Source organism: Streptomyces sp. 8N114 (assembly GCF_052245835.1).
Lineage (GTDB): Bacteria > Actinomycetota > Actinomycetes > Streptomycetales > Streptomycetaceae > Streptomyces.
In genome coordinates this window covers 91390-113586 of record NZ_JBQQBT010000011.1, presented here as the reverse complement: position 1 = coordinate 113586, position 22197 = coordinate 91390, and the positions used below count along the sequence as shown (strand labels likewise).

Genomic DNA, 22197 nt, shown 5'->3' with positions numbered 1-22197 from the left:
GAACCGGTGGTTTCCCCGGGTTGTCGGGACTGGATGTCCAGCCTCAACGGATCCATTCCCGGGGAGGGTTGCCACTTGTCGCCCGGTTTCGATAGCGTTGTCGAAAGTCGTGGACGGCCGAGAATCCGCGAAAGATGGACCGCATATGCGGGTTCTGCCGTCGGCGGCTACGGGGACAGAAAATGCAACGGGGGGAACTACGGGGAGATGTCACCTACTTTTCACGGATAGCAGGAACCGGCCCCGATTTCCTATCGGTGCGCCGACTGCTCGATCCTGTTCACTCAAGGGCGAGGACGGCTTTTTTGCTTCCCGTCAACAGGGTCGCCATACCGTGCGTTTGACGAGCCATTCGTTGTGAAGATGCCGTTGCCATGCGGGAACGGATATTGACTCATGGGACGGATATCGATGCCCGAACGGCTGACATTCGACGAGACCTTCACCGTCACTGCCGACAACCCACTGCTGCAGGGGCACGTCGTCCACGGGCGGCATCTGCTCCCCGGCGTCGGCTACGTGGACCTGATACTCCAGGTCCTCTCCCGGCACGGCTACGACATGTCCGAGGTCGAGCTGCGCAACCTCACCATCCTCGCCCCGCTCGTAGCCGCCCCCGGAGAGCGCGTGCCGACCACCGTCCGAGGCCGCCCCGCTGCTGCGGGAGGGTGCAGGATCGAGGTCGTCAGCTCGCGGCAGGACACCCCCCGGCAGGGCGGCCCCGAGGTGGTCCACGCCACGGTGAACGCGCACCGGCACGCCCTCCCGGCCTTCCGGGAGCGGCTGACGTTGCCGGTCACGGGGGCCCACCGGCACACCCCGCTGGCCGACCTGTACGCGTGGCTGAGGGGGCTGGAGCTCGTCCACTCCGGGCTCATGAAGGTCAACGGCGGGATACACCACCGTTCCGGGGACTGGGTGGCGGAAGTCGAGCTGGACCCCGCCCACCAGGATACCGCCGACGCATTCCCCTTCCATCCCGCTCTGTTCGAGGCCGGGGTGCTCGGCGCAGGCGTCGGCCTGCACATGCTGTACGAGGGCGAAGCGGCCGAGGATCTCTATCTGCCGCTGGTCTTCGAGTCGTTCCGCGCCTCGGCACCGCTGGGCAGGCGCTGCTTCGTCCGCGTGCCGGCCGATTCGGCGCATCGGGACGACGAACTGATGCAGCTCGCGGTGGAGTTCTACGACGAGACGGGACGGCAGGTCGCCGAGCTGAACCGCATCGTCGCCAAGCGGGTGCGCTCCGCCGACACCCTCGACGTACGGAGCGAGCCGCAGCCGGGTGCCGCACGACCGGCCACCGGCGTGTCCGCCGTACGGCGGGCCGACGAGGTTTCCGCAGCGCCCGGCGCACCGGATGCCGCGGAGGTGGTGACGGAACTGGTCACGGCCCGGCTGGCGCTGCCGCCCGGACAGGTCAACACGGGGGCGAGCTTCTACGACATCGGCCTGGCCTCCGCCGACCTCGTCTCGATGGTGCCCGAGCTGGAAGAGCGGCTGTCGCTCTCGCTCTCGCCCACAGTGGTGTTCGAGCACAGGTCGCCCGCGGACCTGGCGGCCTGGCTGAACGGGCAGGTCGCCGAGCGCCGAGCGGCCACGGCCCCGGCGGCGCCCGCCGGTCGGGCGGAGCAGCCCTCCACCCGCAGCATCGTGGTCGAGGAACTGGCGGCGTTGCTGGAGGTGATGCCCCACGACATCGCCGCGGACGCGGAGTTGGGGGAGTACGGCCTCGATCTGCCCCTCCGCGCTCGCCTCGCCGCACGGCTCAACGAGCGCTTCGGCTCGGCGCTGACCGCCGCTTCCCTCGCCGACCACCTCACCGTGGACGCCGTCGCCGGCCAGGTCGCTGTCCGCCCGGCGGCAGAGACGCGTCCGCAGGAGACGCGCCCACAGGAGACGCCGCATCCCCTGCTGCACCACGTAAGCCGCCGCGACGGCGTCGTGGAGTACCGCACACGGCTCGACGGCGACGAACCGTTCCTCCGCCACCACAAGGTCCGCGGGGGCCGCCTGCTCCCCGCCGTCGTGCAGTTGGAGATGGCGCGCGCCGCGGTTGAAGCCGCTCACAGCGGAGCGGGCATGGTGCGGCTCGACGACGTCGTATGGCTTCGCCCCGCGCTCTGCGGGCCGGACGGGCTGGAGCTGCGCGTCACCGTGCGCACCCAGCCCCACGGCGACTGGGAATACACGCTGCACGCCGTCAGCGAGGACGGAGAGCTGACGGTGTGCGGCCGGGGCCGCGCGAGCCTGGTGGACGGTGCGGCTCCAACCCCGCCGTCCCTGGACGAGTTGCGGGCCCTGTGCTCCGAACGGACCGTTCCCGCCGCCGACATCTACGCCCTGTACGCCAGTGTGGGCATGGACTACGGCCCGGCGCAGCGCTCCCTCACGGAACTGCAGGTGGGCACCGACCGATCCGGGCGCTCCCAGGTGCTCGCCCGCCTCCACCTGCCCGAGGAAGCGCGCGACGTGGAGGGCTGCCGACTCCACCCGAGCATCGCCGACGGCGCCCTCCAGGCGGTAATCGGACTGACTGCCCTGGCACGGGAGGCCGGGGACGGCGAAGAGGCCCGCGCCGCACTGCCGTTCTCGGTGCAGCGGGTCGAGGCGTACGCGCCCACACCGGCCGGCGCGTACGCCTGGATCCGGCACCGGCCCGGCGGCGGCAGCGGTTCCGGCACCGGGCCGCTCGACATCACCCTGTTCGACGACGACGGTCGGGTGTGCGCCGAGGTGACCGGGCTGAGCACCCGTACCCTGGCCGCGCCCCAGCAGGACGGGCCGCAGGCCCGGGACGCCGCCGCAGCCGGCACCGTCACACCGCGGCCCGCCGGCGGCGACATCGCGATCGTGGGCCTCAGCGGTCGCTATCCGCAGGCGGCAGACCTGGACGAGTTCTGGCAGAACCTCCGCAACGGCCGCGACTGCATCCGGGAAGTCCCCACGGAACGCTGGGATCACCGGACGTACGCCGACGTCGGGGGCTCCTCCACGGCCAAGTGGGGCGGCTTCATCGACGACATCGACAAGTTCGACCCGCTGTTCTTCCAGATCTCCCTGCACGAGGCCGAGCTGCTGGACCCGCAGGAACGACTGTTCCTCCAGTGCGCCCACCACGCCCTGGAGGACAGCGGATACACCGGCGAGCTGCTGGCCCGCGCCGCGTCCGACCCGGACGGTCCCGCCGCGGCCGTCGCACCACCGGGCAGGGTCGGTGTCTTCGTCGGAGTGATGTACGAGGAGTACCAGCTCTACGGCGCGCAGGCGCAGGACCGGGGTAGGTACACGGCGCTGTCCGGAAGCGCCTCCAGCATCGCCAACCGGGTCTCGTACTTCTACGACTTCCACGGCCCGAGCATGACCGTGGACACCATGTGCTCGTCCTCGCTGACGGCCATCCACCTCGCCTGCGAGGCCATCCGGAGCGGGCAGTGCGAGACGGCGGTCGCAGGCGGGGTGAATCTGCACTCGCACCCGAACAAGTTCGTGCTGCTGAGCCAGCGCCGCTTCCTCTCCAGCGACGGCCGCTGCCGCAGCTTCGGCGAGGGCGGCGACGGTTACGTCCCCGGCGAGGGCGTCGGCGCGGTCGTGCTGAAGCCCCTCGAGCGGGCCGTCGCCGACGGCGACCACATCCACGGAGTGATCAAGGGAACCGCGCTCAACCACGGCGGACGCACCACGGGCTACTCGGTTCCGTCGCCCGCCGCGCAGGGCGAGGTCATCGCGGACGCGTTCGCCGCCGCCGGCATCGATCCCTCGGCGGTCGGCTATCTGGAGGCACACGGTACGGGCACCGCACTGGGCGACCCGCTCGAAGTCACGGGTATCACCAGGGCGTTCGAGGCGGCAGGCGGTTCGCCGGGGACGTGTGCGATCGGCTCCGTGAAGTCGAACATCGGGCACTGCGAGGGCGCGGCCGGGATCGCCGGCATCACCAAGGTGCTGCTGCAGATGCGCCACGGCGAGCTGGTGCCGAGCCTGCACTCCGACACGCTCAACCCGCATATCGACTTCGACGGCACCCCGCTGCGGGTCCAGCAGCGCAGGGAGCCCTGGCAGCAGCCCCTCGTGGCGGACCAGGCGGGCGGGACCCGGGTGCTGCCGCGGCTCGCCGGGGTGTCCGGCTTCGGCGCCGGCGGGTCGAACGTCCATGTAGTGCTGTCCGAGTACGTGCCGGAACCTGCGCCGCTTCCCGCGCCGTCGGGCACTGCCGGTCGCCCCGCGCTGTTCGTACTCTCCGCGCAGAGCGAGGAGCAGCTCGCCGAGCAGGCCCGCCGGTTGCGCACCCGGCTGACGGAGCTGCCGGCAGACGCGCTCGCCGATGTCGCGTGGACGCTCCAGGTGGGTCGCATGGCGCTGGACGAGCGGCTGGCTTTCGCCGCCACCACGCCGGCGGACGCCAGGGCGCGGCTGGAGTCCTTCCTCGCCGGTACGGACGCCGCGAACGCCGAGGAGACCGCGCGCGGACCGGCCGCCGCCTGGGTGCGAGGCACCGTCGGTCCCGGCCGGCAGGCGCCCACGGCAGCCGGTGAGGCGGCACTGCGCAGCGCTGTCTCCGCGTGGACCGGACACGGCGAATACGACGAACTGCTGCGCCTCTGGGCGCACGGGGCGACGGTGCACTGGGAGGATCTGAGCCCCGGGGGGCCGCCTGCCCGGCGCGTCAGTCTGCCCGGATATCCCTTCGCCCGTGACCGCTGCTGGTTCGACCTCGATCCGGCCGACGGAACGGAGGCGAGGCGAGGACCGCTCGTGGCTCCGGCCGCCGCACCGCCCACGGAGCCGGAAGGCGACATGGTGCTGCTGCGGCCGTACTGGGCGGCGCGGGAGCTCCCGGAACCCGGCGCCGACGGCACCGCCCGCGAGAACGAGGAGACGTTCCAAGCCCACCACGTCGTGGTCCTCGGCCGGCTGGGCACGGACGGACGTGACGGCCTGCGTGCCGCGCTCCCCTCCGGCGCCGTATGCCACTTCCTTCAGCTCGCCGACGGTGCGCCGGACGTCTGGTACGGCGATGCAGCGCAGCGGCTGTTCGCCCTGGTCCGGGAGGTCCTGGCGGGAGGTGTACGGGAGCCGATGCTGCTCCAGGTCGTCCTGGCCGGTGCCGTCCCGTCCGGCGACGGAACCGCGCGTGAGCTCCTCGCCTGCTCGGGCGGCCTTGCGGGACTCCTGAAGACCGCCACCTCGGAACAGCCGCTGTTGCGCACCCAGTACGTCGAGTGCCTGGACGGAGCGGCGGCCACCACCGTCGCCGCTCGTCTTGCGGCCGAGGCGGCGGTGCCCGAGCCCGAGCCGGAGGTGCGTTACCGGGACGGCCGACGACTCGTCGGGCGGCTCGCGGAAGCCGGTGAAGGCGCCCTTTCCGGGGCCGCACCGTGGCGGAACGGGGGCGTATATCTGATCAGCGGTGGCGCGGGCGGCCTCGGCCGCATCGTGGCGGAGGACATCGCCGCCTCGGTCGACCACGCCACCGTGGTCCTCACCGGCAGGTCGCCGCTGGACGAGGAGCGGCGGCGGGACCTGGACACCCTGCGTGCGCCCGGCCTCACGGTCGACTACCGGGCCGTCGACGTCACCGACCGGGACGCGGTGGCGCGACTGCTGGCACGTGTGGCTGACGACCACGGGCCGCTGACAGGCATCGTGCACAGCGCCGGGGTCCTGGCCGACAGCTTCCTGCTGCGCAAGAGCTCCGAGGACCTCGCACGTGTCCTCGGCCCCAAGGTCGCGGGGCTGGTCAACCTCGACGAGCTGAGCCGGGACCAGCCGCTGGAGTTCTTCTGCTGCTTCTCGTCGACCGCCGGCGCCTTCGGCAACGCGGGGCAGGCCGACTACGCGGCCGGAAACGCGTTCATGGACGCCTACGCCGCATACCGCAACCGGCTCGTCGAGGACGGCCGGTGCAGCGGAAGGACGGTGTCCATCGGCTGGCCGCTGTGGGAAGCGGGCGGTATGGGCGGCGACGCCGTACGGCAGCACCTGCGCCGCGCCGGTCTCGCCCCCCTGGACACCGCCCGGGGGCTGGCGGCGCTGCGTCACGCCCTGACGGCGGAAGCCGGTCCGGCGGAGGGCAGGCTGCTCGTTCTCGTCGGCGAGCGCGCGCGGTTGCTCACCGAACTCACCACACCCGAGGAGGAATCGCCGATGCAGGGCGATGCGCAGGAGAGTGCCGCGTCCGGACCGGCCGACGGGGCCGTGGCCGACGGCATCCCGGCCGGTAAGGCCGCCCCGGCCCAGGACCCCGTTGCCGACCGTCTCCTCGAGGACCGCGCGGTGGGCCATCTGCGGCGCGTGCTGGCCTCGGCGCTCAAGCTGGGGTCCGAAAGGCTGGCTCCGGACGCGCCGTTGGACCGCTACGGCATGGACTCGGTGATCGCAGTCGATGTGATCTCCCAGCTGGAGGAGTCCTTCGGCCGCTTGTCACGGACGCTGCTGCTGGAGGTCGAGTCGGTTCGGGAACTGGCCCGGTACTTCATGACCGCCCACCCGGAGGAACTGCGCGCGCTGCTCGGTATGCCCACCGAGCCCGAACCGTCCGCGCCGACGCCCGAACCGTCCGCGCCGACGCACGAGACGGGGCCCGCCTCGCCCGAGACGGGGCCCGCCTCGCCCGGGACGGTGCCCGCGGACGCGGCGCACGCGCGGGAGGCCGCGCCCGTCCGCGAGTCGGTGGCGGTCGCGCAGGAGCGGGCCCGGACGGCGCCTCTCCCGCAGGGCGAGGGCCGGCCGGGTTCCGGCGGGGACGTGGCGGTCATCGGTATCAGCGGACGGTATCCGCAGGCCGACGACCTCGCCGCCTTCTGGGACAACCTCCGGGCCGGCAAGGACTGCGTGACCGAGGTTCCCGCCGAGCGCTGGGACCACAAGGCGCTGCTCGACTCGGCGACCGACGCTACGGGCACGCGGCCGTCCGGATGGGGCGGCTTTCTCGACGGCATCGACCGGTTCGATCCGATGCTGTTCGGGGTCTCCCCGCGGGAGGCGGCGGAGATGGACCCGCAGCAGCGGCTGTTCCTGGAGACCGTGTGGCAGCTGATGGAGCAGTCGGGCGTGACCCAGGACGACCTCCACCGGCGCTACGAACGGCGCGTCGGGGTCTATGTGGGGGCGGCGTACCAGCTCTACCGGGCCGATGACACCAACCCCGTGCTGGCGGCGCTGACCTCGTCCACCTCGTACAACATGATCGCCAATCGCGTCTCGCACTTCTTCGGGCTGGAGGGCCCGAGCCTGGCGGTGGACAGCATGTGCACCTCCTCCGCCATGGCGATCCACCTGGCCTGCGTCGATCTGCGCCGCGGTGAGACCGAGTTGGCTGTCGCCGGTGGCATCAACCTCACCGTCCACCCGGACAAGTATCTGGCCCTGTCCGAGCTGCAACTGCTCGGCAGCCACCCGGGCAGCCGCAGCTTCCGAGACGGAGACGGCTATCTGCCGGCCGAGGCCGTCGGCGCCGTGCTGCTCAAGCCGCTGGACGCCGCCCTGCGCGACGGGGACCAGGTACACGCGGTGATCAAGAGCACCTCCTCCATGCACAGCGGTCGGTCGTCAGGCTTCATGATGCCGAGCCGCCGCACTCAGGTGAACGTCATACGGCGGGCGCTGGCACAGGCCGATGTGGCTGCGGACTCCATCGGTTACGTGGAGGCGGCGGCCAACGGTGCCGCGATGTCGGACGAGATCGAGCTGCGCGCGCTGCGGGAAGTGTTCGACGATGTCACCGAGCCGGTGCCCGTCGGCACCGTGAAGTCGAACCTGGGCCATCCGGAGGCGGCCTCCGGCATCGCCCAGCTCACCAAGGTGATCCTGCAACTGCGGCACGGGGAGCTGGCCCCCCTCACGGAGGTCGGCACCCCCAATCCCAACCTCGCGCTGGACGGCACGGCGCTGGAACTGTGCGAGCGGCCCGCGCACTGGGAGCCTCGGCAGGACTCGGCGCCGCTCCGCGCGCTGGTCAACTCGGTCGCGGCGGGCGGCAGTCACGTCAGCCTGGTCGTCGAGGCCCCACCAGCCGCTGACCCCGTCTCGGACGTCCACGACTCCGGGTCCCAGCTCGTGGTGCTGTCCGCGAAGACGGGCCCGAGGCTGCGCACGGCGGCGGAGCGGCTGCTCGCGTTCGTGGAGGGCGACGCTGGGTCGGTGAGCCTGGCCGACGTCGCGTACACCTGCCAGCTGGGCCGTGAAGCGCTGCCCGAACGGCTCGCGGCGGTCGTGGGTTCGCTGGACGAACTGCGGCAGGCGCTGAAGCGGTATCTGGCGGACGACGGGGAGGCCGAGCCGGGCGACACCGCCGTGACCGTCCACACGGGCAACGCCGAAGACGACGCCGGCCCGCTGGGCGCGATGCTCTCCGGCGCCCGCGGTGAGGCGTTCCTGGCCGGTCTCGTCGAGGACCGCGACCTGGAGCACCTCGCCGAGCTGTGGGTACGCGGAGGCGACGTGCCCTGGCGGAGGCTGCACAACGGTCCGCGCCCGCTCGCCCCGCTGCCTCCGACGGCATTCGAGGGCGGCAGCTACTGGATCGGCCGGAGGTACGCGCCCAGTGAGGACACCGCCGGTGCGAGCCGCGCGCTCAGCAACGGGCACTTGGTGGACGCGGCATCGGGCGACACCGAGCAGATCATGGTCGATGTCTGGTCGGAACTGCTGGGGATCGACGCGGAGCAGCTCGGCCCGCGGAGCGATTTCCTCGCGCTCGGCGGAAACTCACTGCTGGCGAACCGCCTGATGAACCTGGTGAAGCTACGAACGGGCGTGGAGTTGCCCGCCCCTGCCGTCTTCGCGGCCCCGCAGCTCGGCGAACTGGCCGCCACCGTGGACCGTTACAGGCCGACGGGGGCTTCCGGGGCCTCTGGGGCGTCGGAGGGGGAGCCGGTCGCCGGGCCGCAGTCGGAGGCTCAGGAGGCTTCCGGGCTGACGGAGGCTGGGCAGGCTGCTTCCGGGCCGGCCGACGCGGAGCAGAAGAGCCTCGACGTCATCGCCCTCGTGGAAGGCATGAGTGAGGAAGAACTGGACGCGCTGAACGCGAGCACCGAGCAGACGGAGCACGGATGACCACCGGCCACGGCCACAGCGCACCGGATGTGATCGGCCGGTTCAGGGCGCTCCCGGCCAAACAGCAGGGCGCGGCGCTACGGTTGCTCCAGCAGCAGGGGATCGACCTCGCAGCGCTCGACACGATTCCACGGGCCCCCGGTCTGCCGACGAACCACCCCCGCTGTCGTCCACCCAGCAGCGCATCTGGTTCCTCACCCAGCTCGACGGGGACAGCGCCGCGGCGGCCTACAACCTCCCGGGTGCAACACGGCTGGCGGGCCCGCTGGACCGGCGGGCGCTGTTACGCGCGCTGGAAGGGGTCGTGCAGCGCCACGAGGTGCTGCGCACCTGCTTCCGGGACCACGGCGGCGTGCCGTACCAGCGCATCGAGGACGGCACGGAGTTCACCGTCCAGGAGGAGGACCTCGACGACCCCGACGACCTCCCGCGCGTCTGCGCACAGGAGGCGAGCACCCCGTTCGCACTGGACCGTGCCCCGCTGATCCGCGCGCGGCTGCTACGGCTGTCCGAGCAGGAGCACGTGCTGCTGATCAACATGCACCACAGCGTCTCCGACGGCTGGTCGTTCGGCATCTTCCAGCACGATCTCGCCGCCCTGTACGAGGCGTTCCGCCAGGGACGGCCCTCCCCGCTGCCGCCGCTACCCGTCCAGTACGCCGACTACGCCCGCTGGCAGCGTGGCCTGCTCGCGGACGGCGCGCAGGAGCAGCAGCTGCGGTACTGGGTGAAGCAGCTCGCGAGCGTCCCCGCGCCGGTGTCGCTGCCCGTGGACCGGGAGCGCCCCGAGATCAAGACCTACCACGGCGCCCGGGAGAGCTTCCGGTGCCCGCCGGAGCTGCTGGAGCGGCTGCGTGCCCTGTCGGCGCGGCACGACTCGACCCTGTACATGACGCTGCTGGCGGCCTACAACGTCGTGCTGCACCGCTCCTCGCGGCAGACCGACATCGCCGTCGGCACGGTGGTCGCCAACCGAGGCCGCCCCGAACTGGAGGGGCTCATCGGCTTCTTCGTCAACACCCTGGTGATGCGCACGGACCTGTCGGGCGATCCGACGTTCTCCGAGCTGCTGGCACGCGTGCGGCGCACCACCCTGGACGCGTACGACCACCAGGAGGTGCCCTTCGGCGCCGTAGTGGAGGCCCTGCGGCTGGAACGGGACCCCAGCCGCCACTCTCCTCTCTTCCAGTCGATGTTCGTGCTCCAGGAGGCGCGGACCGAGAACGTGACGAGGCTGGGCGAGCTCGAACTCCACGCAGCCCCACTGGACGTCGCCGTCAGCAAGTTCGAGCTGACCGTCGAATTGCAGGAGATCCCGGACGGCCTCACCGGAATCGCCGAGTACAACACCGACCTCTTCGACCCGCCGACGATCCAGCAGCTCATCGCCCACTACACGGCTGTCCTGGCCTCCGCGGCGGACGCTCCGGGGGAGCGAATCTCCCGGCTCGCGATGCAGGTCTAGGGCTTACCCCGCGGATCTTGCGTACCTGGCATCGAGGGAGGCGCCCCTTCGGGGCGCCTCCCTCTCTCCGGGTCGAGGTCCCCCCTTCGGTCATTTGCCTAAAGCCTTTAGGGAGATGCATGCTGGCTTCTGGCGAATGGGAGGAATGTTATGGTGCGGGCAGGGCTGACTCCGGAGCGGTTGATCAGGGCGGGGGCTGAGCTGGCGGACGAGGTCGGGTTCGACCAGGTGACCGTCTCGGCGGTGGCCAGGCGGTTCGACGTCAAGGTCGCGAGCCTGTACTCGCACCTGAAGAACTCCCAGGACCTCAAGACGAAGATTGCTCTGCTGGCGCTGGAGGAGCTCGCCGACCGGGCCGCGGAAGCGCTGGCCGGGCGGGCCGGCAAGGACGCGCTGACCGCTTTCGCGAACGTCTACCGCGACTACGCCCGGGAGCATCCCGGGCGCTACGCCGCCGCCCAGACGCGGCTCGACCCGCAGACGGCCGCTGCCAGCGCGGGCGTCCGGCATGCCCAGATGACCCGCGCGATCCTGCGCGGCTACCGACTGACGGAGCCGGACCAGACGCACGCCGTCCGGATGCTGGGCAGCGTCTTCCACGGCTACGTCAGCCTGGAGATGGGAGGGGGGTTCAGCCACAGCGCCCCCGACACGGAGGAGACCTGGGCCCGGGTGCTGGACGCTCTCGACGCCTTGCTGCGCAACTGGCCCGCGCCCTGATCCCGGCCCCCGCAGCGCATTCGGGCAGCCATCCGGAAGACACCGACAAGAGGCTGAAGACACCGACAAGAGGCTGAGGATATGCAGACCGAACACGACTGGATCACCACACCCCTCACCGCCGACCTGGTGCGCGGGGCCCTCGAGCTGGAGCGTACGGAGCACGGTCTGCTGCCGCACCGGCTGCCGGCGCGGGCTCGGGCCCAGTGCGCGGACGGGCAGCTCGCCATGGCGGAGTCGCAACCGTCCGGCGTACGGCTGGTCTTCCGTACTCGGGCGACCGCCGTCGAACTGGACACGCTGCCGACCAAGCGGGTCTACGTGGGGGTCCCGCCTCTTCCGGACGGGGTGTACGACCTGCTCGTCGACGGCCGTCTTGCCGACCAGGCCGGGGTGAGCGGTGGCAAAGTCCTGACCATAGACATGGCTACCGGGGCCGCCGGGACGGAACCCGGCCCCGTCGGCACTCTGCGGTTCACCGGCCTGCCCGACCGCCTCAAGGACGTCGAGATCTGGCTGCCGCACGACGAGACCACCGAACTGGTCGCCCTGCGCACCGACGCCCCCGTCGAAGCGGCGCCGCCCCCGGCCGGCAAAGTGTGGCTGCACCACGGCAGTTCGATCAGCCACGGCTCCAACGCCCGGAACCCGACCGGGACCTGGCCGGCGGTGGCCGCCCGTCTCGGCGGCGTGGAACTGGTCAACCTGGGTCTGGGCGGCGCCGCCCTGCTCGACGCGTTCACCGCACGGGCGATGCGGGACACCCCGGCGGACCTGGTCAGCGTCAAGATCGGCATCAATCTGGTCAACGCCGATCTGATGCGGCTGCGCGCCTTCGGCCCCGCGGTGCACGGCTTCCTCGACACCGTCCGGGAGGGCCATCCCACCGCCCCGTTGCTGGTCGTCTCGGCCGTCCACTGCCCCATCCACGAGGACACGCCCGGCCCCTTGCTCCCCGACCTCGACGCGCTCAGCTCCGGGCAGCTGCGGTTCCGGGCGACGGGCGACCCGGCGGAGCGGGCGAGCGGCAAGCTGACGCTGGGCGTCATCCGGGAAGAGCTGTCCCGCATCGTGGAGCAGCGGGCCGCCGACGATCCGAACCTGTACTACCTCGACGGTCGTGAGCTCTACGGTCCCGCGGACTCTGCGGAGCTGCCCTTGCCCGACGAGCTCCACCCCGACGCCGCGACCCATCGCCGCATGGGCGAGCGGTTCGCCAAGATTGCCTTCGGCGACGGGGGTCTGTTCGCCCCCGAGGGCGCTTGACGGCCTACCGCTGGCGGACACCCGCCGTTCGGGCTCACCGATTGCCCGACTGCGAGCGCGTCGCGGCTGAGCGCGCAGTTCCCCGCGCCCCTTCGGGGCGCGCCACCCCACTACGTGCGGCTTCAACATGGTCGGCCCATGGGCGGAGCCCTCCCGCTCACCCGGCGGTAAATGTCCCATTTGCGGTACTGTGATCACATGAATGCCGTACGACGGGTTCTCCGTCTCGCTTCGGTGCTCGCGACCGTGGTGGCCGCGCTGCTGCTGGTGGTCGCGGCTGCCGCCGGACCGCGCGCCGCGGACGGCGGCGGGGTCGACGATGCGGCCAACGCCCTGCGGGACGGCCCCGTCTACGTCGATCCGCGGGCCCGCGACGTACTGCCCCCGCGGGCCGCCGACGCCCTCGGCGACAAGATCGAACAGGCCGACAAACCGGTCCTCGTCGCCGTCCTGCCCTCCGACGGCGGGTTCGACCGGCAGACGCTGCTGCGGGACCTGCGGACCGAGACCGGCATCACCGGCGTCTACGCGGTAGCCCTCGGCAACCGCTTCGACGCGGGCGCGGACCACCAGGTCATGCCGCGCGACGCGGTCCAGAACGTGGTCGGCGCCGTGGAGCGCTCCCACCCGGGCGACCCGAGGGCGATGGTCACCGACTTCACCGGCCAGGCACTCGAGCAGGCGGACGGCGTGGCTCCGGCGTCCTGGGACGGCGGCGGCGCGGGGCAGGACGACGGCCGTACCGGCGGCGGCACCGCCGCAATCGTGACGCTCGGCATCCTCCTGCTGCTGGCCGCGGGCGGCGCCTTCCTCGTGAGCATGGGCGGGCGCAGGCGGCAGGAGCGGCAGAACCGGGCCGCGCTGGAGAAGCTGCGCCCGGTCGTGGACGAGGACATCACCGCGTTCGGCGAGGAGCTGAGCCGGATCGGCTTCGACCCTACGACCGCGGCCGGCCGGGTACGCCCGGAGGAAGCCGACGCCGCGCGCGAGGACTACGCGCGGGCCCTCGACTCGTACGAGGACGCCAAGGCGTCGATGTCTGCGGCTCGCAGCCCGCACGACGTACGGCGGGTGAGCGAGGCGCTGGGGGAGGGCCGCTTCGCCCTCGCCACCCTGGAGGCGCGGCTGGGCGGGAAACCGCTGCCCGAGCGCCGTCCGCCCTGCTTCTTCGACCCCCGGCACGGCCCGTCGGTGGAGGACGCGCAGTGGACACCACCGGGCGGTACGGAGCGGACGGTGCCGGTCTGTGCCGCGGACGCGACCCGGCTGGCGGACGGGGACGAGCCGATGGCCCGCGAGGTCGGCACCCCGCAAGGGCCCCGGCCGTACTGGGAGGCCGGGCCGGTGTACGCCCCATGGGCCGCCGGATACTTCGGCGGGGCCCTGCTGCCCGGTCTGCTGATGGGCACCATGCTGGGCAGCGCGCTGGGAGGCCCGTACGCGTACGGCTACGGCGGCGCGCCCGACGGTGATTTCGGCGGCGGCGATTTCTCCGGCGGCGACTTCGACTCCCGCGATTTCGGCGGCGGATTCGGAGACGGGGGCGGCGGTGGCGTCGGCGGCGGTGATTTCGGCGGCGGCTTCTGACGAGCCCAACGCGCATAGACAGGCGCGGGTTTCATCTGCCGCGTCCGTGGTTACGTGGCCAAGTGCGTGGGAGTGAGCTCACCCTGCGAAGGCACCGGCGGGTTGGGGACACAGCCCCCGGTGCCGTTTTTCTGCGGAAACGCGCGGAAGGTGCGGGGTTGCTGCTACCGGGGCTGTGGGTTCAGGCTCGGAAGGGTCCGGAGTGCGGGAGCTTCCGGAAGCGGAGCTCCTCGCGGCCAAGGACCATCCAAGCGCTGGGAGACGTCGATGAGTGCCGCAACCGGCTCTGTGCGTACCTCTGTTGCCGCGGAGTGCGCGCGGCGCAGAGCTGTGCCGCCGGGCGAGGCGGCAGCGGTTCAGGCCGCAGAGGTTTCGGAGCCCCCGGAGGTGTCCGAGGTCGCGGGAGTACCGGAGCATTCGCAGGCCGACTCCGCCGACCTGGAGCGGGAACGGTTGGCCGCGCAGGTCGAGGAGTTGAGCGCGGAGGTCGGGCAGCTGCGGCAGGCGCTGGAGACCCGCCCGGTCATCGACCAGGCCAGGGGCATGGTGATGGCCCTCGCGCCGTGCGACGCGGAGGCGGCTTGGCAGGTCCTGGTGCGGGTCTCCCAGCACTCCAACATCAAGCTGCGGAGCGTGGCCGCAGCACTGGTGGCCGGCGCCGAGGGGACTCCCGTACCCAAGCCCGTCCGGAAGAACCTGGCCGCCGCCCTCCACCGGATGCGGACCTCCCGCGGCTGACGCGGTCCGGCTGCTCGGCCGCGTACCGGCTACTCGGCCGCGTATCGGTGCGGCCGCGGGGCGTGCGGTGCGGGACCGGACGCCGGGGGCTCGGAAGCTTCCGGTCTGCCGGTACTGGGGTGGCGGTGGTGCACGGGGGAGAAGTCCACCGCCTGCTGCGCCTCCTGCTGGAGCTCCTCGGCGGCCTGGCGCACATCGCCGGGCACGTCGCCGTGCTCCTCGATCAGGCTGTTGTAGATGGGCGGACCCGTGGCGTTGTCGATCGGCATGAGGACAGCTCCTGGTGAGGGTACGGACATACAACCGGCCACCCACATGGTGCGTGCGGGCGGCCAGACGCCGACCTTACGCCCTCGGCCCGCGCCACCCCCGGGTGGGGCCGTTGCCGGTGGGGCTGCCACCGCTCCGTGCCGGGTCCGTCCCGGCTCCGTCCTCGCACTCGCGCACCGGTTGTTCGGTCGGCTGTTTGACGTGGCGCTGAGCGGTTACGCACCCGGGTACGTGTGGCGACGTCGCCGCACGGAGGCACCGGCAGGTTGGAAGAACAGCCGCCGGTGCCGCCCAGTCTCCGACCGACGTGTCGGGAACCTGATCGAGGGGTTTACCGGCCCGCGGCTCGGTTACACAAGAGACCACGTGCTTGGGAGGACAGGCACATCCGCGGGAGGCGACCGCAGTAGGTCACCCCGGGTGTGTTGCCCGAGCCCCGGGTGCGTCACCCGAATCCGCTACTCCCGCGGTTGTCCACGCGTCAGCGACACCGGGAGGAGCCAGATCCCATGTGCCCCGTACGGTACCGGCCCCAGCGAACCCGCCACAGCCATGACGACGCTCCCGACACCACCAGGGACTTCGAGCGGTTGGCCGGATTGCCGGAGGGTCCCGAGCGGGAGGAGTTGTGCGGCCGTCTTGTGGAGGCGTGGCTGCCGATGGCCCACCGGCTGGCTGCCAAATACCGCAACCGAGGCGAGTCCCTTGAGGACCTGGAGCAGGTCGCAGCGCTCGGGCTGGTCAAGGCCGTCGACCGCTACGACCCGGCGCTCGGCACCCCGTTCGTGCCGTTCGCGGTGCCGACCATCACCGGTGAGATCCGCCGCCACTTCCGCGACCACACCTGGGACGTGCACGTACCGCGCCGTGTCCAGGAACTCCGCAACAAGGTGCGGGCCGCGGTGCGGGACTTGAGCACCACGGTCGAGGACCGTGCCCCCTCCGTCGAGCGGATCGCCGAGCACACCGGCATGCTCGAGGAGGATGTGGCGGCAGGGTTGGAGGCGCTCGGCAGCTTCCGCTCGCTGTCCCTGGACGCCTCGATGTCGGCCCGCGCCGACGACGGCTTCTCGCTGGCCGACACCTTCGGCCACACCGAGGCCGAGTACGACACGGTGGTGGCGCGGGAAGCGGTCAAGCCGTGCCTGCGCGAACTGCCCGAACGGCAGCGCCGGGTGCTGTACCTGCGGTTCTTCCGCGACATGTCGCAGTCCCGGATCGGCCAGGAGCTGGGCATCTCGCAGATGCACGTCTCGCGGCTGCTGTCCAAGAGCTTCGAGCGGGTGCGCCGTCAGGTCGAGCACCCCAGCCGGGCACGCCGCCGGGAGGGCGCAGCACCCGCCGTCGGGGCTGGTGCGGGTGGCCGGGCGCACCTTGGCTGTGGCTGAGCGCGCAGTTCCCCGCGCCCCTTCGGGGCGCGGGGGCCCTCAGCGGGCAGTTGTCAGGTGGAGAGCCTCGGTCACTTCGGCGTCGCTGATCTGCGGAAAGTGCTCGTACCAGAGGCCGACGGCCTCGAAGACGGCGGGCTGCTGAAGACAGACCACCGTGTCCGCCTCATGGCTGAGCGCCTGAACGGCCTGCGGCGAGCCCACCGGGACCGCCAGCACGAGGCGACCGGGCCGCTGCCGCCGCAGATACCGCAGCGCGGCCCGCGCCGTGACACCGGTGGCCAGCCCGTCGTCGACGAGGATGACGGTACGGCCCTCGATCCGCGGCTCCGGGCGGTTGCCGCGGTAGAGATCCTGGCGGCGGTGCATCTCGGTCCGCTCGTGCGCCACCGTCGAGGAGAGCCGGTCCTCGGTGAGGCCGAGCATCTCCAGGGCCGTCTGGTCGAAGACCGGCGGGTCCTCCCCGGCGATGGCTCCGACGCCGTACTCCGGCCGACCCGGCAGCCCGATCTTGCGGGCGACCAGCACGTCCAGCGGCGCGTGCAGCGCACGTGCCACCTCGTCCGCGACGGGTACGCCACCCCGCGGCAGCGCCAGGACCAGCGGGTCCGGCAGCTCTTCCGTACGCTGCATCTCGCTCAGGGCCGCGGCGAGTTCGCGGCCTGCCTGGATGCGGTCTGGGTATCGCATCGGGGCCTCCCTTCTGCGACGCGTTCTCGTTCGTTCCGCGGCCTCACTCGCCGTCCGTGGTGGGCGGCAGCGCGAACCATTTGGCCGCCTTTCCCGCGGCCTCCTCCAACGTGCCCGGCTCCTCGAACAGGTGGGTGGCGCCCGGGACGACATGGATACGGTGCGGGGCACGCAGCCGCTCGGCGGCGGCCTCGTTCAGCCGCAGCACCTGGTGGTCGCTCCCGCCGACGATCAGCAGCACCGGAGCCAGCACGTCCGGCAGCGCTTCGCCCGCCAGGTCGGGCCGGCCGCCACGCGAGACCACCGCGTACACGGTGCTCGGCCGCTGGGCCGCAGCCGTCAGCGCCGCCGCAGCGCCGGTGCTCGCTCCGAAGATCCCCACCGGCAGTCCGGCCGTCCGCCCGTGCCGGGTCAGCTCGTCGACGGCCGCCACCAGCCGGCGGGCCAGCAGCGGAATGTCGAACCGGTGCTCCGCCGTCGCCACGTCGATCTGCTCCTCCTCCTCGGTCAGCAGATCCAGCAGCAGCGTGGCGAGCCCTTCCTCGCGCAACGCCGCGGCGACCGTGCGGTTGCGGGGGCTGAACCGCGAGCTGCCGCTGCCGTGGGCGAAGAGCACGGCGCCGGTCACCCGTTCCGGAACCTGGAGGTCACCGGTGAGCACCGCTCCGTCGTCGGTCCGGACGTGCACGGTTTCCATGGTTTCGATGGCCATGCCTCCTCACTTCCCCTCGCGCTTTCTCTCACGGCTTCCCCTGCGCTTCGCCTTCTCGCGCCGTTCCCCGGGTGCCCATGGGCGCAGCGGTCCAACCACGCCCCCACCTTGAGCTGGGGTTTCGCTCATATTGCTCGCGGATGACGCTCTTGTGACGAGTACGTCGCGCTGCTTACGGTCGGGCGACCGCAGGGCACCGGGGCCCCGATCGCAGGGCCGCCGCGTGCTCCGTCACCGGACACCGGTCCCCGCCGCGAGGCGACGGGGTTCGGGCGGGCCCCCCGTCGCGTCGCGGCGGGCGAGAGATTGGGTTTCCATGCTGACGATCCTCGGCTTTGTCATGATCGCTATCTTCCTGGCGCTGATCATGACCAAGAAGATGTCCCCCATAGCCGCGCTCGTGCTCATCCCCGCGCTCTTCTGCGTCCTGGTCGGCCAGGGGGCGCACCTGGGGAAGTACGTACTCGACGGCGTCGCCGACCTCGCGCCCACGGCCGCCATGCTGATGTTCGCCATCATCTACTTCGGCGTGATGATCGACGTCGGCCTCTTCGACCCGATCGTCCGGGGCATCCTGCGGTTCTGCAAGGCCGACCCGCTGCGGATCGTGGTGGGGACGGCCGTGCTCGCCGCGATCGTCTCGCTGGACGGTGACGGCTCGACGACGTTCATGATCACGGTTTCCGCGATGCTGCCCCTCTACCGGCGGCTGGGGATGAGCGTGGTCGTGCTGACGGGCGTCGCCGCCACGGCCAACGGCGTCATGAACACGCTGCCCTGGGGCGGGCCCACCGCGCGGGCCGCCACCGCGCTGCACCTGGACGCGGGCGACATCTTCGTCCCGATGATCCCCGCGCTCGCCGTCGGTCTGGTCGCCGTCCTGGTCCTCTCCTACGCCCTCGGGCTGAGGGAACGGCGTCGCCTGGGGACGCTGACCTTCGAGGGCGCGGGCGCGGACGAGCGTGAGCGCGAGACGGAGACGGTGCTGGTGGGCGCGGGTGGCGGTGCGGACGCCGCCGCCTCGGCCGGGGGTACGGGCCGGGCGTCGGGCGGCGCGGGTGGCGGCACCGGCACCAGCGCTGGCTCCGGCAGCGGGCCCGAGGCCGAGGCCGCTTCCGGGCCCGAGTCGGCCGTCCTGGACCCGAACCGCCCCACCCTCCGTCCGAAGCTGTACTGGTTCAACGCGGCGCTGACCGTCGCCCTCCTCGTGCTGCTGATCACCCAGCTGCTCCCCATCCCGGTGCTGTTCCTGCTCGGGGCCGCCATCGCGCTGACGGTGAACTTCCGCGACATGGCAGAACAGAAGGCCCGGATCGCCGCGCACGCCGAGAACGTGCTCAACGTCTCGGGCATGGTCTTCGCCGCAGCCGTCTTCACCGGCGTACTGACCGGGACGGGCATGGTGGAGGAGATGGCCCGCACCGTGGTGCACGCGATCCCCGACGCGCTCGGCCCGCACATGGCGGTGGTCACCGGCCTGCTGAGCATCCCGTTCACGTATCTGATGTCGAACGACGGCTTCTACTTCGGCATCGTCCCGATCCTCTCCGAGGCCGGGGCCGCGCACGGGGTCAGCTCGCTGGAGATCGCCCGCGCCTCGCTCGTCGGCCAGCCGCTGCACATGTCGAGCCCGCTGGTCCCCGCCGTATACGTACTGGTCGGTATGGCGAAGGTGGAGTTCGGGGAGCACACCAAGTTCACGATCAAGTGGGCGGTCCTGACGTCACTGGTGGTGCTCGGCGCGGGACTGCTCTTCGGCATCCTGTAGCCGGGACCTGTGACCGGGACCTGTAGCCGGGACCTGTGGCCGGGTGGCCGGAGCCCGTAACGTTAACCGGAACGGGTTATTCCAGACAGTCCGGAGGGCGCGAGTCCGAAGGCCGAGAGGAGGCGGGGCCGATGCGGGTCAGATCGCCGCGCCGCGTCTCCTCTCATGTGCTGGCGGCGCAGCTCGCGCTCGTCGTCGGTGTGACAGCACTGGTCAGCGGCCTGTTCCTGGCACCGCTGAGCGACCAGCTGGACCGGCAGGCCATGCGCCGTGCCCTCGCGATCGCCCAGACCACCGCGGCCCGGCCGGGGCTGGCCGCCGAGCTGACCGCCGAGGGACGCGCCGCCGACCGCCCCTCTCCGGACGGCCCTCTCCAGGCCGAGGCGGAGCGGATCCGGAAGGCCACGGGCGCCGAGTACGTGGTGATCATGGACAAGCGCGGTATCCGCTGGTCCCACCCGTCACCTTCGGCGCTCGGACACCATGTCTCCACCGACCCCGGACCGGCGCTGGCGGGGCGCGATGTCACCCAGATCGACGACGGCACCCTCGGCCGAACCGCGCGCGGCAAGGCCCCGCTGCGGGACGCCCGCGGGCGGATCGTCGGCGCGGTCTCCGTCGGTATCGACTACGCCAACGTCCGCGAGGGCCTGCTGGCGCTCGTCCCCAGGCTGTTGACGTACGCGGGCGGTGCGCTGGCCGTCGGCGCGCTGGCCGCCTATCTGCTGGCCCGGCGGCTGCGGCGGCGCACCCACGCGCTCGCCTTCTCCGACATCTCCGCGCTGCTGGCCGAGCGCGAGGCGATGCTGCACGGCCTCGCGGAGGGCGTCGTGGCGCTGGACGCGGGCGGCAGGGTGCGGCTCGTCAACGACGAGGCCCAGCGGCTCCTCGGCCTCGGCCCCGAAGCGCTCGGCCGCCCGGTGACCGAAGCGCTCGGCCCCGGCCGTACGGCGGACGTGCTCACAGGGCGGGTGACGGGCCGCGACCTGGTCACCGTCCGCGGCGCCCGCGTCCTCGTCGCCAACCGCATGCCCACGGCCGACGGCGGCGCCGTCGCCACCCTCCGCGACCGCACCGAACTTGAACGCCTCGGTCGCGAACTCGAAGGCACCCGCGGCCTCCTCGACGCCCTCCGCGCCCAGGACCACGAGCACGCCAACCGGCTGCACACCCTGCTCGGCCTGCTGGAACTGGGGCTGTACGAGGAGGCCGCCCAGTTCGTCACGGACTCGCTGGGCGTGCACCGCGCCACGGCCGAAGAGGTCACCGAACGGGTCCACGATCCCCTGGTGTCGGCGCTGCTGGTCGGCAAGGCCGCGGTGGCCGCCGAGCGCGGCGTCGCCCTGCGGCTCGCGCCCGACTCGCTCCTCCCTGACCGCCTGGTCGACCCGAGCGGCCTGGTCACGGTCGTCGGCAACCTGGTGGACAACGCGCTGGACGCGGCGGCGGGCAGCGCGGACCCCGCGGTCGAGGTGGAGCTGCGCGGCGAGGACGACCGTACGGTCGTCCTCGCCGTACGCGACACCGGTCCCGGCGTCCCGCCCGAGCACCGGGAGCTGGTCTTCGAGGAGGGCTGGTCGACGAAGGCCGTTCCGGCGGCGGACGGCGTGGACGACGGCGAGGCGTCGTCCCACCTGGGCCTGGGCCTTGCCCTCGTACGGCGCTTCGCGGAGCGCGCGGGCGGCCAGGTCCGCCTCGGCGCCTCGGCCCAGGGCGGTGCCGAGTTCCGCGTCGTCCTGCCGGAGGCACTGACGGACGCCGCCACCGACGTCGATGCCGACACCGGCGTTCACGCCGGCCGGGGAGCCGAATCCGCACGGACGGGAGCCGTGACGTGATCCGTGACGTGATCGAAGTGCTGGTCGTGGACGACGACCCCAACGTGGCCCGGATCAACGCCGCGTACGTGGCGAAGGTCTCCGGCTTCCACGTCGCCGGGACGGTCCACAGCGCCGCCGAGGCACTGCACTTCCTGCAGCAGCACCCCGTCGATCTCGTCCTGCTCGACCACTACCTGCCGGACGAATCCGGGCTGGCCCTCCTCCGCCGGCTGCACGGCCTCGGTATCGAGACCGAGGTCATCATGGTGACCGCGGCCCGCGACACCGCGACCGTACGCGCGGCGCAACGCCATGGCGCCCTGCAGTACGTGGTGAAGCCGTTCACCTTCGCCCACCTGCGCGGCAAGCTCGACAGCTATGCCGCGCTCCGCCATGAACTGGCCACGGCTCCCCGCTCCGGCGCCAGCCAGGAGACCGTGGACCGCATCTTCGGCGCCGCGACGCCGCCCGGCGGCACGGAGACCCTGCCCAAGGGCCACTCGGTGCTGACCGCCGATCTGGTACGCGAGGTGCTGCACAGCGCCGCCGCTCCCCTCTCGGCCCAGGAAGTCGCCGACCGCGCCGGTCTCAGCCGCCAGACCGCCCAGCGCTACCTGAAGCTGCTGGAGGGTGCCGGGCTGGTCCGTCACCGCCTCAAGCACGGTGAGACGGGCCGCCCGGTCCACCTCTACCACTGGCACGGGCCGGTGGGCTGAGGG

General features: G+C 72.1%; 13 protein-coding genes. 10 read left to right on the top strand and 3 right to left on the bottom strand.

What is annotated here, in order from left to right; all coding sequences use genetic code 11:
* The first annotated feature begins 396 nt into the window (after window positions 1-396).
* The 6 genes from ACTWQF_RS22985 (at window position 397) to ACTWQF_RS22960 (ending at window position 14830) form a co-directional block, all read left to right on the top strand.
* Window positions 397-9054 (top strand): SDR family NAD(P)-dependent oxidoreductase, encoded by an 8658-nt coding sequence (locus ACTWQF_RS22985; protein ID WP_443281512.1) that lies wholly within the window; start codon window positions 397-399, stop codon window positions 9052-9054.
* 163 nt (window positions 9055-9217) lie between these two features.
* A complete protein-coding gene (locus tag ACTWQF_RS22980) occupies window positions 9218-10519 on the top strand; it encodes a condensation domain-containing protein (protein ID WP_443281544.1) in 1302 nt (433 codons plus the stop codon).
* A 150-nt stretch (window positions 10520-10669) separates the two neighbouring features.
* A complete protein-coding gene (locus ACTWQF_RS22975) occupies window positions 10670-11239 on the top strand; it encodes a TetR/AcrR family transcriptional regulator (protein ID WP_443281511.1) in 570 nt (189 codons plus the stop codon).
* An 81-nt stretch (window positions 11240-11320) separates the two neighbouring features.
* The gene (locus tag ACTWQF_RS22970) at window positions 11321-12505 is read left to right on the top strand and encodes a GDSL-type esterase/lipase family protein (RefSeq protein WP_443281510.1); all 1185 of its coding nucleotides are present in this window, start codon (window positions 11321-11323) and stop codon (window positions 12503-12505) included.
* A 198-nt stretch (window positions 12506-12703) separates the two neighbouring features.
* Window positions 12704-14092, top strand: coding sequence for a hypothetical protein (locus tag ACTWQF_RS22965; RefSeq protein ID WP_443281509.1), 1389 nt, complete (start codon window positions 12704-12706; stop codon window positions 14090-14092).
* 267 nt (window positions 14093-14359) lie between these two features.
* Window positions 14360-14830 carry an ANTAR domain-containing protein gene (locus ACTWQF_RS22960; protein WP_443281508.1) on the top strand — a complete coding sequence of 157 codons (471 nt, stop codon included), beginning with the start codon at window positions 14360-14362 and terminating at the stop codon, window positions 14828-14830.
* Window positions 14831-14859: 29 nt separating this feature from the next.
* On the opposite strand, the gene ACTWQF_RS22955 is transcribed toward ACTWQF_RS22960, so the two are convergent.
* The gene (locus ACTWQF_RS22955) at window positions 14860-15099 is read right to left on the bottom strand and encodes a hypothetical protein (protein WP_443281507.1); all 240 of its coding nucleotides are present in this window, start codon (window positions 15097-15099) and stop codon (window positions 14860-14862) included.
* 510 nt (window positions 15100-15609) lie between these two features.
* On the opposite strand from ACTWQF_RS22955, the gene ACTWQF_RS22950 reads away from it, so the two are divergent.
* Entirely contained in the window at window positions 15610-16488 is an 879-nt protein-coding gene (locus ACTWQF_RS22950; protein ID WP_443281506.1) for a SigB/SigF/SigG family RNA polymerase sigma factor, read from the top strand.
* Between the two features lie 39 nt (window positions 16489-16527).
* Here the strand turns inward: ACTWQF_RS22950 and ACTWQF_RS22945 are convergent, their stop codons facing one another.
* Entirely contained in the window at window positions 16528-17178 is a 651-nt protein-coding gene (locus ACTWQF_RS22945; protein ID WP_443281505.1) for a phosphoribosyltransferase, read from the bottom strand.
* Window positions 17179-17221: 43 nt separating this feature from the next.
* The gene (locus tag ACTWQF_RS22940; RefSeq protein ID WP_443281504.1) at window positions 17222-17890 is read right to left on the bottom strand and encodes a dienelactone hydrolase family protein; all 669 of its coding nucleotides are present in this window, start codon (window positions 17888-17890) and stop codon (window positions 17222-17224) included.
* A 316-nt stretch (window positions 17891-18206) separates the two neighbouring features.
* Here ACTWQF_RS22940 and ACTWQF_RS22935 point away from each other — a divergent pair, with 316 nt between their 5' ends.
* The 3 genes from ACTWQF_RS22935 to ACTWQF_RS22925 all read left to right on the top strand — a co-directional run bounded on the left by ACTWQF_RS22935 (window position 18207) and on the right by ACTWQF_RS22925 (window position 22194).
* Window positions 18207-19658, top strand: a complete 1452-nt coding sequence (locus ACTWQF_RS22935; protein WP_443281503.1) for a CitMHS family transporter — start codon at window positions 18207-18209, stop codon at window positions 19656-19658.
* A gap of 131 nt (window positions 19659-19789) precedes the next feature.
* Window positions 19790-21496, top strand: a complete 1707-nt coding sequence (locus tag ACTWQF_RS22930) for a sensor histidine kinase (protein WP_443281502.1) — start codon at window positions 19790-19792, stop codon at window positions 21494-21496.
* Between the two features lie 8 nt (window positions 21497-21504).
* Window positions 21505-22194: a response regulator gene (locus ACTWQF_RS22925; protein WP_443281543.1), complete on the top strand. Its 690-nt coding sequence runs from the start codon at window positions 21505-21507 to the stop codon at window positions 22192-22194.
* The last annotated feature ends 3 nt before the right edge of the window (window positions 22195-22197 follow it).